General features: G+C 59.4%; 11 protein-coding genes. 10 read left to right on the top strand and 1 reads right to left on the bottom strand.

The features are described 5' to 3' along the window. Positions 1 to 32 precede the first annotated feature (32 nt). Positions 33 to 305: a 30S ribosomal protein S20 gene (rpsT, locus tag H7C19_RS25025; RefSeq protein ID WP_185671799.1), complete on the bottom strand. Its 273-nt coding sequence runs from the start codon at positions 303 to 305 to the stop codon at positions 33 to 35. A gap of 194 nt (positions 306 to 499) precedes the next feature. Here rpsT and gpr point away from each other — a divergent pair, with 194 nt between their 5' ends. The 10 genes from gpr to H7C19_RS25075 all read left to right on the top strand — a co-directional run bounded on the left by gpr (position 500) and on the right by H7C19_RS25075 (position 13,533). Beyond that, positions 500 to 1,504, top strand: a complete 1,005-nt coding sequence (gene gpr / locus H7C19_RS25030; RefSeq protein ID WP_313732002.1) for a GPR endopeptidase — start codon at positions 500 to 502, stop codon at positions 1,502 to 1,504. A gap of 340 nt (positions 1,505 to 1,844) precedes the next feature. Then, a complete protein-coding gene (locus H7C19_RS25035; RefSeq protein WP_185671801.1) occupies positions 1,845 to 3,728 on the top strand; it encodes a cache domain-containing sensor histidine kinase in 1,884 nt (627 codons plus the stop codon). Then, positions 3,725 to 5,245, top strand: coding sequence for a response regulator transcription factor (locus H7C19_RS25040; RefSeq protein WP_185671802.1), 1,521 nt, complete (start codon positions 3,725 to 3,727; stop codon positions 5,243 to 5,245). The genes H7C19_RS25035 and H7C19_RS25040 overlap by 4 nt, the downstream gene beginning before the upstream one ends. A gap of 130 nt (positions 5,246 to 5,375) precedes the next feature. Beyond that, a complete protein-coding gene (locus H7C19_RS25045) occupies positions 5,376 to 6,254 on the top strand; it encodes a carbohydrate ABC transporter permease (protein WP_185671803.1) in 879 nt (292 codons plus the stop codon). A gap of 3 nt (positions 6,255 to 6,257) precedes the next feature. After that, positions 6,258 to 7,085 (top strand): carbohydrate ABC transporter permease, encoded by an 828-nt coding sequence (locus H7C19_RS25050; RefSeq protein ID WP_185671804.1) that lies wholly within the window; start codon positions 6,258 to 6,260, stop codon positions 7,083 to 7,085. Between the two features lie 102 nt (positions 7,086 to 7,187). Then, the gene (locus H7C19_RS25055; RefSeq protein WP_185671805.1) at positions 7,188 to 8,267 is read left to right on the top strand and encodes a LacI family DNA-binding transcriptional regulator; all 1,080 of its coding nucleotides are present in this window, start codon (positions 7,188 to 7,190) and stop codon (positions 8,265 to 8,267) included. Between the two features lie 274 nt (positions 8,268 to 8,541). Further along, positions 8,542 to 9,510, top strand: coding sequence for a glycoside hydrolase family 113 (locus tag H7C19_RS25060; protein ID WP_185671806.1), 969 nt, complete (start codon positions 8,542 to 8,544; stop codon positions 9,508 to 9,510). A gap of 27 nt (positions 9,511 to 9,537) precedes the next feature. After that, positions 9,538 to 10,755, top strand: coding sequence for an AGE family epimerase/isomerase (locus tag H7C19_RS25065; RefSeq protein WP_185671807.1), 1,218 nt, complete (start codon positions 9,538 to 9,540; stop codon positions 10,753 to 10,755). Between the two features lie 3 nt (positions 10,756 to 10,758). After that, entirely contained in the window at positions 10,759 to 11,964 is a 1,206-nt protein-coding gene (locus H7C19_RS25070) for a glycoside hydrolase family 130 protein (RefSeq protein ID WP_185671808.1), read from the top strand. Positions 11,965 to 12,219: 255 nt separating this feature from the next. Beyond that, a complete protein-coding gene (locus H7C19_RS25075) occupies positions 12,220 to 13,533 on the top strand; it encodes an ABC transporter substrate-binding protein (RefSeq protein WP_185671809.1) in 1,314 nt (437 codons plus the stop codon). Positions 13,534 to 13,550 lie beyond the last annotated feature (17 nt).

Consider the following 13,550-nt stretch of genomic DNA (forward strand, 5'->3'; position numbering starts at 1 on the left):
TTTCACTTACGCGCGGGCGATCGGCTTGCGCCTTAAGCTTGCGCGGACAGGGCGTTCAACTTCTTGGCCAGGCGGGATTTTTTGCGGGCAGCCGCATTTTTGTGAATGAGGCCTTTGGTTACCGCTTTGTCCAGTTTCTTCTGAGCCAATTGAAGCGCGTCCTTCGCTACGTTCACGTCCGTTCCGATCACGGCGGCGTCGGCTTGCTTGACGGCCGTGCGGAGCGCGGACTTCTGGGAAGCGTTGCGCAGACGGCGTTTTTCGTTCGTCTTGGTCCGTTTGATGGCGGATTTAATATTCGGCATTGATTTCACCTCCTGCAAAAACTACAAGTATTTCTCCACACAACTTGTAACATTCTATCATGCAAGGGGGTAAAACGCAAGCGATTGCGGCGCTGCGGATCCGGCATTTTGCCGGCGCTTCCGCGGTTTGCGCGCCTGCGACCTTGCGGGTCGGCCTCCAGCGAAACGGCTTGCGAAAGGAGCGCGTGATATCCGTGTCCGAACTGGACCTGCGAAAGTACGACATCCGGACCGACTTGGCGCTCGAAGCCAAAGAAATGGCCGAAACGGCGGCGGGAGGCGGCTTGCCCGGCGTCTGGTCCGAGACCGACAAGAACGGCGGGATTACCGTCACCCGCATGCACATTCAGACCGAAGAAGGGGCCAAAGCGATCGGCAAGATGCCGGGCCATTACGTAACGCTCGAGGTGCCCGAGCTGCGGCGGGGCGATACGGATCTCCAGGACCGGGTAGCGACGACGTTCGCCCGGGAATTCGAGGCTTTCCTGAACCGCGTGGGCATCGGACAGCGGGACAGCGTGTTCGTGGTCGGACTGGGCAACTGGAACGTGACCCCGGACGCGCTCGGCCCGATCGTCGTCGAGAATCTCATGGTTACCCGGCAATTTTTCGAGCTGATGCCCGACCAAGTGAGCGACGGCTATCGGCCGGTAAGCGCGGTCGCGCCCGGGGTGCTCGGAACGACGGGCATCGAATCGAGCGACATCGTCCAGGGCATCGTCCAACAGGCGAAGCCGAACCTCGTCATCGCCGTGGACGCGCTGGCCGCGCGTTCGCTCGAACGGGTGAATACGACGATTCAGATCGCCGACACCGGCATTCATCCAGGCTCCGGCATCGGCAACAAACGCAAAGGATTGACCAAGGACATCCTGGGCGTTCCCTGCATCGCCATCGGCGTACCGACGGTGCTGTACGCGTCGACGATCGTGAACAATACGATGGAGATGGTGTTCGCGCACATGAAGCAGCACACGCCCGACACGAGTCCGCTCTTCGGCGTGTTCGGAACGATGTCCGATACGGAACGGCTGCAGCTCGTCAAAGAGGTACTTGAGCCGGTGGGGCACGATCTGCTCGTCACCCCGAAGGAGATCGACAAGTTCATCGAAGACATCGCCAACGTCATCGCCAGCGGGTTAAACGCGGCGCTGCACGAAGCGGTCGATACGGACAACGTGGCGGCCTATACGCATTGACCCGTCAACAGCAGCTCCCGGACGCTTCCGCCGGGAGCTTTTTTTGGGTCATTTCGACAATGGGCGAAATCGGTTTATGTCGATTTTCGATATTCGATAGGGGGACTGCCACCCCTACTACCTAAAATAATCGTTTGTTAGCATAATATCCGTTCTGTATAATAAAGAAACAAGTCGGACGGCTTGCCGAACGGTAAGGAACGCGGCGGCCGTCTTTTCCCTGTCCCGCGCCAAGTAGGATTCACCTTCCAGCCAGAGGGCGATGACGCAGGAGCGGATACGGTCCGGCGAAGCGGACGCAAGGCGGTTTGCCGGACAGACCAACAAAGGAGACGTTCGCATGCGCAAGCTAGGGTTCCGTCCGTTCAGCCGTTTCCCCTGGCTGGCCGAGCGGATGGAAGGCAAACTGTTTATCGTGTTCCTGTTTTTGATCATTCTGCCGATCGGGGCGCTCAGCTATCTGTCCGCCCAGCGCTATTCCGATTCGATCGAGAACAATACGATTACGTTCGTATCGCAGCTGTCCGATCAGATGACGGGCAAGCTCGACGACTATATCGAAGATATGAAGAAGATCTCGATCATCCCGTCGTACCTGGACGAGATCAAGAACGGTCTGAAGATGTCGAACCAGTTCTACGAAGGCATGATGGTCGAACCCCATGGGGAGAAGGGCGAGAAGGGCGTTCTGTCGCAGGAGGAGATGATGAGGCTCAATATCGAGCGGCAGGTGGGCAACAGCATTTATTTCATCAATAACATCAAGAAAGGCACCAACACCGTCTACTTGTTCGACCGTTTCGGCCATCCCTACTTCGCGGTCAAGAGCACCAGCATCCGGTTCGACCTCTCCGACGTTCTGCCGCGGTGGAGACAACTGGCCGAGGAAGGACACGGCACGCCGGTGCTCGTCAGCACGCAGGAGGTGGCGGGCCAGGCGATGAGCAAGCGGTACGTCTTCACCGTCGTTCGCCTGATTATCGACTCCACGACCTTCGAGACGATCGGCATGATCGGCGTCGACGCGAGCATCGGCGTCATCGACAACATCGTAAAGGATCTGGACCGTTCGACGCACGGGAAGACGCTCATCGTCGACGAAGGGGGGAGCGTCGTCTACGACAGCGAGAAGCAGCTCATCGGCCGCAACCTGACGGACAGCGAGCTGCTGCCGCGGGCGACGCGCGAACAGGGCAGCTTCCATACGAAGCTGGACGGCAAGGACGTCCTCGCCATCTACAAGGAATCTCCCGTGACCGGCTGGAAGGTGCTGATCACGATCCCGGAGAAGGAGCTGAAGGCCGACGCGATGCGCACGCGCAACTTCACGATCCTCATGGCGATCGCGATCATGTGCTTCGCGCTGCTCATCTCGCTCGTCCTCGTGTTCGCGCTTACCAAGCCGCTTCGTTCGCTCGTCCGGATGATGAAGGAAGTGCAGACCGGCAACCTCGACGTCACGTTCCCGGTCGTACGGCGGGACGAGGTCGGGCTCGTCGGCAGCGCCTTCAACCGGATGCTCGACCGCGTGAAGACGCTGATCCAAGACATCTACAAGGTGGAAGAGCGCAAGAAAGAGGCGGAGATGCAGTCGCTGCAGCATCAGATCAACCCGCACTTTATCTACAATACGCTCGAATCGATCCGCATGACGGCGGTGCTGAACGACGACAAGGAAGTCGGCGACATGACGCAGCTGCTGGGCAAGCTGCTGCGCTACAGCATTCACGCGGGGCGCGAGACGGTCCCGGTCGGCAAGGAATGGGAGTATCTGGAGATCTACGTACAGCTGCTTAATTACCGCTTCGGCAATCACCGGTTCGAGCTGGTCCTCCCCGATCCCCGGGAGACGGCGGGCATGAGCATCATGAAGCTGTTGTTCCAACCGATCGTCGAGAACGCAGCCTATCACGGCTTGCAAGAAGGCAGCGAGGGCATGCGGATCGTCATCTCGTCGCGACTGGACGGGACGGACCGCCTATTCGACGTGTCGGACGACGGGATCGGCATGGACGAGGCGACGCTGCGCGAGGTTCGGGAAGGCTTGCGGAGCGAGACGGCCGCGGATGACGGACACGGCATCGGGCTGCGCAACGTGCACGAGAGAATCAAACTGCGTTACGGGGAAATGTATGGCTTGACGGTGACGAGCGCGCCCGGCGTAGGGACGACGGTCACCGTCCGCCTGCCGGCTGCCGTACGCGGAGGAGGAGAACCGATATGAACGTGAACATAGCCGTCGTAGACGACGAGGAACGGATTCGGCAGGGGCTCGCCAAGCTGGTGGAGCAGACGGGGGAGGAATATCGCGTCGTCGGGACGTACGCCAACGGTCAAGAGCTGCTGGATGCGCTGGGCGGCCTTCAGCTCGACTTGGTGATCACGGATATCAAGATGCCGCAGATGAACGGCCTGCAGTTGATCGAGCGGGTGCAGCAGCGACGGCCGAAGATCAAGTTCGCCATTCTGAGCGGTTTCAACGACTTCGCGTTCGCCCGCCAGGCGATCCGTCAAGGCGTGGAGGATTATCTGCTCAAGCCCGTGGATCAGAGCGAGCTGTCCGAGCTGCTGTCCCGCGTCAAGCATAACCTGGAGCTCGACAGCTACCGCAAGGCCGTTGCGGCAGAGGAGCATATCCGGCTGCTGCTCAGCAACGACGTCAGCCACCTGCCGGAACACATGACCCAGGGCGCCAGCCGCGAGCTCGGACAGTCGGAGCTGTTCCGAGAGCACTATGCGGTCATCCTGCTCCGCACCGAGCCCGAATTGGCGCCCGAGCGCGTCGTCTCCTATATGGCCAGCTGGACGCGGGCGCACAAGGTGCTCGCCTGGGAACCCCGGCAGACCGTCGTCGTCACGGCCATCGGTCACGGCGACCATGCGGATACGGCCCGCGAGCTCGGCGTTACGCTGCTTCAGCGCGTCCCGCATCCCATTTACGCGCGTCTCGGCGCGAGCGCCATTCACCAGGGACCGCTGAAGCTGCGGGAAGCGTATCTGGAAGCGGAAGCTTCGCTGCAGAAGGTTTGGTACGAGGACGGCTACAAAGCGATGAACGACGTTCATCATCTGGCAAAGCGCGGAGACGAAGGGATGAATCTGCTGCGGCTGCTGGACAAAGACTTCCGCCCGGCGCTGCAGATGCTCGACGTCGCCCGGGCGGAGGCTGCGCTCGTCGCTTGGCTGGACGACGTCGGCCGGCAGAAGCCTTCCTGGCAAGCGCTTGCCGAAGGCTGCGCGGCGGTATCCGGCCTGATCCGCAGCGAACGGAGCGAGCGCGGACCGCAGCCCGACGAGCCGGAGGAAGAGCCGGTCGTCTGGTCGCCGAAGCGGTTTATTCATTGGGCAGCATTTACAGCGGCATTTCTGGATGCGGCCCGGGAGCAGCTTCACATATTAAAGGAAGCTAGGCAGGGCAACCGCGTGGTGGAGACGGTCAAGGCGTATATCCAGCGGCATTATACGGAGGAGCTGGAGCTGCAGCGATTGGCCGACACGGTCTATTTGACGCCGAGTTATCTGAGCAAGCTGTTCAAGACGGAGACCGGGGAGACGATCACCGACTACGTCATCTCGATTCGGATCGAGCGGGCCAAGGAAAAGCTGCTGAAGGAGCCCTCTTTGAAGACGTACGAGGTGGGGGAGTCGGTCGGTTATCCGGACCCAGCTTATTTCAACAAGGTGTTCAAAAAGGTGGCAGGCGTCACCCCGAAGGAATATCGCGAACGAGTTAGGCTATAGTTATCTAAATACAAGACAATGAAAACAAACATAACACCTTAAAAAGGATAACGCGATGGGGTATAATCGTTGTAAGCGATTTCCATTCGGCTTACATGACTAGATCCGATCGACGGAAGCAGGGGTGTGCATGTTTAAACTCAGCTATAAAGCGCAACGGTTACTTATTTTATTCGGTTTCCTGACCATTCCGGTCCTATTGTCGCTGACCTTCTCGTACTATCCGGCGCTGTCTCTCCTGTACTACAGCTTCACGGACTGGAGCGGCTTGGGCTGGGATATGAATTGGGTCGGGTTCGACAATTACAAAGAGATCTTCACGCGGCCGGAGATCTTCAGCGTATTCAAGAACAACGCATATTACTTCGTCGGCGGCTTGCTGCAGACGGCGATCGCGCTGTACTTCGCCGTCGTGCTGACGAGCAAGCTGAAGGGGCGCAACGGGTTTCGCGCCTTGCTGTTCCTCCCGTACGTGCTGCATAGCGTCGCCATCGTCATCATGTTCAAGAACGTCTACCACGCGGAATACGGTTCGCTGAATCTGTTCCTGGACGCGATCGGACTCGGCTCCTGGCAGCAGGAATGGCTCGGCAATCCGAACATCGTCAACTTCTCTCTGGCCTTCATCTCCCTGTGGAAATACTTCGGCCTCAGCATGGTCATCTTCATCGGGGCGCTTCAATCCATTCCGGCGGACTTGTACGAGGCCGCGAAGATCGACGGCGCTTCCGGCTGGCAGTCGTTCCGCTTCATCACCATTCCGAGCATCCGCAGCGTGATCGAGCTGATGATGATCCTGACGCTCACCGGCGCGCTCGAAGCGTTCGACATTCCTTACATCATGATGCTGGGCGCCAACGGAACGGCCACGTTCGTCTCGAAGACGGTGGATATGGCGTTCAAGTTCCAGCAGGCGGGCCTCGCCTCCGCGATGGCGGTCGTGCTGCTCCTGATCGTGCTCGTCTTCATCGTCATCCAACGGAAATTGCTGTTCAGGGAGGGGAAATAAGCGATGGAACGCCAAAACAAGCTTTGGACGTTTGTCCGCTATCTCTCGCTGCTCGTCGGGGTATTCGTCGTCTTCTTCCCGATCTACTCCGTCGTCATCGGCGCGTTCAAGACGCAGGTCGAGTATTACCAATCCGGGATGCGCCTCCCGGAGAACTGGTTCAACTTCGACAACTTCAGACGCGTCTTCAAAGTCGGCAAGCTCGGCCTCGGCTTCAAGAACATCTCCATCATCCTCGTCGTCTCGGTCGCCGGCAATATCGTCCTCGGGACGATGGTCGCTTACGCGCTCGGCCGCTTCGACTTCAAGCTGCGCAAGCCGATCATGGGGATGTATCTGGTCGCCCAAGTCATCCCGATGATCACGACGCAGGTCGCCACGTTCAGCGTCATCAAGTTTCTGGGCGCCTACAACGAGATCTACGCGCCGATGCTGCTGTACCTAGGCGCCGACGTGCTGCAGATCGTCATCTACCTGCAATTCGTCAACAGCATTCCGAAGGATCTGGACGAGAGCGCGATGATCGAAGGCGCTTCGCTCTTCAAGATCTACCGGTCGATCATCTTCCCGCTGCTGGCGCCGGCCACGGCGACGCTCATCATCATGAAGACAATCTCGATCTACAACGACTTCTATACGCCTTACCTCTATATGCCGAGCCAGAAGCTGCGCGTGGTCTCCACCGCGATCTATTCGTTCGTCGGACCGAACGCGGCGCAGATCAACGTCATCTCGGCGGGTATCCTGATTATCTTCATCCCGACCGTCGTCCTCTTCCTGTTCCTGCAGCGCTACATCTTCGCAGGGGTGACCAACGGCGCGGTCAAGTAGAGGTTAGGTTGACGTTTCGCTAACCGTCGGGATATGTTATGATAACAAATATGGTTTGTTATCGTGGCGATATCGGCGACCATTCGCGAAAGGATCGACCCCATGTCCAAAAAAGTGACGATGCAGCAAATCGCCGACCAAGTCGGCGTATCCAAGTTCGCCGTCTCCAAAGCGCTCGCCGGCAAGTCCGGCGTTAGCGCGGAGACGCGCGAGCGGATTATCGGAGCGGCCACGCAGCTCGGCTACTTCGTGCAGAAGCGCCCCAAGGGGGGCGGTCTTCGCGCGATGGCGGAGCAGCAGACCGGTCAGACCCAGCGCGATACGATCATCGTGCTCATCCCGAACGTGCGTTATCAGAACCGCCATTCCTTCTACTGGGGGCGGATCATCGACGGCATTACGACCGGACTCGAAGAACACCATATCGGCATCATGATCGTCACCGAGCATATTACCGACAACTTCTCCAAGCTCATCAATCCCGAAGGGGTACTGGGGCTGATCGGCGTCGGCTTGATCTCCAACCAGCTGCTGCTCGAGATCCGCAATCTCGGCATTCCGTTCGTCATGGTGGACCACGAGGATCCGCTCATCCCGTCGGACGCGCTGTTCATGAACAACTACGAATGCGTGCGCCGCGTGACCAACTATCTGCTCGGCAACGGTCACCGCAGCCTGCAATTCGTCGGGAATACCCGCTATTCGCGCAGCTTCTACGACCGTTGGCTCGGTTTCCGGTCGATGCTGGAGGAGCAGGAAGTTCCGCTCGCCCAATCGCCGCGGCTAATGTCGTTCGAAGGGGATAACCGTTCGGAGATCACCGAGACGCTGGAAGGGATTCTGCAGGAGATGGCGTCGGAAGACGGCCTGCCGACGGCCTTCGTCTGCGCGAACGACTCGATCGCGATCTGCGTCATGACGGTGCTGATGAAGATGGGCATCAACGTCCCGGACCAGATCTCGGTCACCGGCTTCGACAACATCGAGGACGCCGCCATGGCTTCGCCGACCTTGAGCACGGTGCACGTCAACAAGGAAGCGCTCGGTCAACGCGCGGTGGAGACGCTGCTCTGGCGGATTCGGCATCCGGACGGGCCGAAGGAGCGCATTCTGCTCTCCGGCGATTTCGTGCTGCGCCAATCGACGGCGTCGGCCATCGGGCCCGCGGACGGCGGCCGCTGACCCGACCGCGCCGAACCGCATAGGAGAAGAGACGATAAGGTTGCCTGCCGCAGGCGCCGGGATCGTCTCTTTTTTTGCTGCGATGTCCGGTCGCGCGGGTCGGTGCCGATGGGACATGGCATTCTATTACGGATCGGCGTCCGTTCGGTTATTGACTTCTCGGACGAGGGTGGTACAATTCAGGTGGACGAGTATTGTTATTGATAACAACTAATAATATGATAACAATACTATCAATTTGAGTGACAGAGTACCGCGCGAAGGAGTGGCGAAAATGAGCATGAACGCTTGGTCGGAGACGGTCAGCGGCATGACCTGGGGCTGGGTAGGCGTAAGAGGCACATGGACGGGCCCCGATGCGGACCATTCGATGGAAGAGATGGCGAAGCTTGGCGTCAACTGGGTCGCGATTGCGCTGTCGGCGCTGCAGGAGACGCCCCAATCGACGGAAATCCCGTACGGGGAATCGCCGACCGTCACGGACGACGAGGTGCGCGCGGCGATCCGCAAGGCGAAGTCGCTGGGACTCAAAGTCTGCCTCAAGCCGGTCGTGAACGTCGCGAACGGCACTTGGCGGGCGCATATCGGCTTCTTCGACGAAGAAGTGCCGGGCGAACCGAGCTGGCGCGAATGGTTCGCTTCGTACGGGAAGTTCGTGAAGCACTACGCGGCCATCGCGCAGGAAGAAGGCTGCGAGATGCTGTGCATCGGCTGCGAGATGGTGCAGACGGACAAGCGCGAGACGGAATGGCGGAACCTGATCGCCGAGATCCGTCCGATCTATGCCGGACTTCTGACTTATAACTGCGACAAATATCAAGAAGATCGCCTGACCTGGTGGGATGCGGTCGACATCGTCTCGTCGAGCGGCTACTACCCGATCGACGACTGGGAAGCGCAGCTCGACCGGATCGAAGGCGTGCTGGCCAAGTGGAACAAGCCGTTCTTCTTCATGGAAGCGGGCTGCCCGAGCCGCGAAGGTTCGCCGATGAAGCCGAACGACTGGTCGCTGCCGGGCGGACCGTCCGAAGCGGAGCAGAAGCGGTACTACGAAGCGATGTTCGGCGCTTGCGCGAAGCGCGATTGGATGCGCGGCTACATGCTGTGGGATTGGCCGGCCAAGCTGTATGCGCCGTCCGAAGCCGCGGACAACGACGATTATTGCATGTATGGCAAGGCGGCGGCATCGACCGTGCGGGACTTCTACGTCTCCGGCCAGAAGGCCGTCGTCGGCGAAGCCTAAATTCACGCGGACAGGAGCTCGAGACGGATGAGAGCATTCACGATCCCCGAATGGCGGGACGAATTGATGCAGGAGCTGAAGGAGAATATCCTCGGCTATTGGATGCGGAACACGGTGGACGAGGAGATCTTCGGCTTCGTCGGCGAGATTCGCGCGAACGGGGAGAAGGTTCCGAATGCGGACAAGGGCCTGGTGCTGCACGCGCGTATCCTGTGGACGTTCGCCTCGGCATATCGCTTCTACCGGGAGGAAGCCTACCTGAAGATGGCGCACAGAGCGTACGATGCGCTGAACACGCGCTTCCGCGACGCGGAGCACGGCGGCCTCTACTGGATGATCGACGTTCAAGGCCGGGCGGTCTCGGACAAAAAGCAGGTGTACGGCCAAGCGTTCGTCATCTACGCGCTGTCGGAGTACGTGCGGGCGACGGGCGACGAATCGGCGCTGGTCTGGGCGGGCGAGCTCTACCGCTTGCTGGAGAAGCACGCCTACGATCCGTTGCATCTCGGCTACATCGAAGCGCTGGCGCGCGATTGGACGGAGACCGGAGACCTCAGCCTGAGCGGGAAGGACTTGAACGAACGCAAGTCGATGAATACGCATCTCCACGTGCTGGAGGCGTATACGAACCTGTACCGGGTATGGAAGCCGGAAGGGCTCAAGGCCAAGCTTAAGGAGCTTATTGAAGTGCACGTAGACAAGATCGTCGACGGCGATACGGGCCACTTCTTGCTGTTCTTCGACGACGAATGGCATTCGAAATCTTCGCACGTGTCCTATGGGCATGACATCGAAGGCAGCTGGCTGCTCTGGGAAGCGGCGGAGGCGCTCGGCGACGAGGCGCTGCTGCAGCGGGTCAAGGCCGTCGCGCTGCAGATGGCGAAGGCCACGCTCGAGCAAGGCGTCGACGAGGACGGCGGGCTCTTCAACGAATTCGACGGCCGGCGTCTGGACGATTCGAAGGACTGGTGGCCCCAAGCCGAAGCGATGGTCGGCTTCCTGAACGCTTATCAGCTGTCCGGGCAGCCGGAATATCTCGAGGCGGCGAAGAACAGCTGGTCGTTCACGACCGCTTCGATCTGCGACCGCGAAGGCGGCGAATGGCATTGGCAGGTCACCCGGGAAGGCGTGCCGGTCAACTCCGCCGATCATGCCAAGGTTGGACCTTGGAAGTGCCCGTACCATAACAGCCGGGCTTGCTTCGAAGCGCTGGAGAGACTCGAACATCTCAAAACGGAGGCTTAAATCATGAGCGCATGGATGGAGAAACTGAAGTCGCTGAGCGACGCGCACGAACGATTGCTGAACCGGAGCAATCCCGCGGTGGAGCCGGGCAACGGCATCTACTTCCGTCACGAGCACCCGGTCGTGACGAACGAGCATACCCCGATCTACTGGCGCTACGACCTGAACCCGGAGACTAACCCGTTCCTGATGGAGCGGATCGGCGTGAACGCGGCGTTCAATCCGGGCGCGATCTACCTGAACGGCAAGTACTATCTGATGGTGCGCACGGAAGGCGTCGACCGCAAGTCGTTCTTCGCCGTCGCCGAGAGCGACAGCCCGACCGAAGGCTTCCGCTTCTGGGATTACCCCGTGCTGCTCCCGGAGACCGAAGACCCGGACATCAACGTCTACGACATGCGCCTCGTGCAGCATGAGGACGGCTACATCTACGGCCTGTTCTGCACGGAACGCAAAGACCCGGACGCGCCGAAGGGCGACACGTCCAGCGCGACCGCGCAAGGCGGCATCGCCCGCACGAAGGACCTGAAGACGTGGGAGCGTCTGCCCGACCTGAAGACGCCTTCGCCGCAGCAGCGGAACGTCGTCCTGCATCCGGAATTCGTAGACGGCAAATACGCGTTCTACACCCGCCCGCAGGACGGCTTCATCGATACCGGCGCCGGCGGCGGCATCGGCTGGGGATTGTCGGACAGCATGAATCCGGCCGTGATCGACAAGGAGATCATCGTCGACGAGAAGAAGTACCATACGATCAAGGAAGTGAAGAACGGCCAAGGTCCGGCGCCGATCAAGACGTCCAAGGGCTGGCTGCACATCGCGCACGGCGTGCGCAACACGGCGGCAGGCTTGCGCTACGTCGTCTATGCGTTCATGACGGAACTGAACGAGCCGAACCGCGTCACGCACGCGCCGGGCGGCCATCTGATCGCGCCCGAAGGCATCGAGCGCGTCGGCGACGTCTCGAACGTCATCTTCAGCAACGGCGTCATCGCGAAGGATTCCGGCGAAGTCTACATCTACTACGCCTCCTCCGACACGCGCGTGCACGTCGCCTCGACGACGGTCGACAAGCTGGTCGACTACGTGCTGAACACCCCTGCGGACCCGCTGCGTTCCCGCGCGTGCGTCGAACAGCGCTCCGAGCTGATCTCGCGCAACCTGGAACTGATGGCGCGACCGGCGTACGCTTTCCTGAAACGCGGCTAACAATCACCCTAACCGAATCGGCGTTTTCGAACTTCTATCCCCTAATCGATGCATGATACGCATACGATTAGGGGATTTTATAGGTGTGTAAACTAAAATATTTTATTTGTTATCATAAATGATGACAATAAAAACAAATAGATTGCCTATTCTCTGTTGCGCAAAGGCGTATAATGAGGAAATGTAAGCGATGTCAACATCACGTCAAGTCGGCGTGGAAGTCGCGATAACAAGAACTTGGGGGTAGAGCTTAAGATGAAAAAAAGCACTCTGGCCATTCTCTCTCTTCTGACGGCGGCAGCAGTCCTGTCGGCGTGCGGCGGCAAAAACGATAACAACACCGCATCTCCTTCCGCATCGCCGTCGGGTTCGGCTTCCGCTTCGGCAAGCGCGGGCGGCGCTTCCGATCTGGGCGGCAAGATCCTCGTCCTGACGCACCGCACCGACTTGGTGAACGACGGCACGATGGACAAATACGCAGCGAAGTTCAAAGAAAAGTATCCGAAAGCGCAAATCGAGTTCGAAGGTCTCACGAACTACGCGACCGACATCAAGACGCGCCTGACGACGGGCGAAGCGGGCGACGTCAACTTCCTGCCTTCCGCCATGGCGACGAGCGAGATGCCGAAGTACTACGAGCCGCTGCCGGATTCGATGTTCGACAACGTCTACTTCGCGGACTATGACGCCTTCGAAGGCAAGCGCTACGGCATCACGACCGGCGTCAACACGCAAGGTCTGGTGTACAACAAGAAGGCGTTCGAGAAGGCCGGCATCGACAAGGTGCCGACGACGCTTGACGAGCTGTACGCCGACGCGCAAAAGCTGAAAGACGCCGGCATCATCCCGCTGTACATGAACTTCGGCGCGCAATGGCCGATGGGCAGCTGGGGCGAGAACACCTACTCCTACGTAGCGGGAGACGCCAAGTGGACCGACACGCTGATCTCCAAAGACGCGCCGTTCACGGTTGACGGTCCTTGGGGCCAAATGATCCAAATCGGCCGCAAGTTCGTCGAGAGCGGCTGGGTCGAGAAGGATCTGTCCACGAACAACTGGGAAATGTCCAAGGGCGAAGTGGCATCCGGCAAAGTGGCGATGTACTTCCTCGGCAACTGGGTCATTCCGCAAGTCATCGGCGCAGGCGCGGCAGCGGACGACATCGGGTTCTTCCCGTTCCCTTACGACAACAGCGGCAAATACAACGCTCCGCTGGGCGGCGACTACTTCATCGGCGTAAGCAAAGACAGCAAGAACAAAGAGTTGGCTACCGCATGGGTGAACTTCTTCGTCAAAGAATCCGGCTATGACACCGATTCCGGCTTCCTGCCGATCGACAAGACGGCCGAGCCGAAAGTTCCGCAAATGGCCGAGTTCAAATCCTTCAACCCGACGTTCGTCGAGAGCGAAGCGGTCGATCCGAAGTACAACGAGATCGCGAACAAAGCGGAGATCGCGCTCGGCACGGGCAGCGTCGACCAAGATCTGATCGTCGCGAAGGACCTGCAAAAAGCGTTCGACGACCTGAACAAGAAGTGGGCCAAGGCCAAGAAAGACCTGGGCTACTAAGATCCGATCCGTACCCT

This window comes from Cohnella nanjingensis (genome assembly GCF_014212125.1).
Classification (GTDB): Bacteria; Bacillota; Bacilli; order Paenibacillales; family Paenibacillaceae; genus Cohnella; species Cohnella nanjingensis.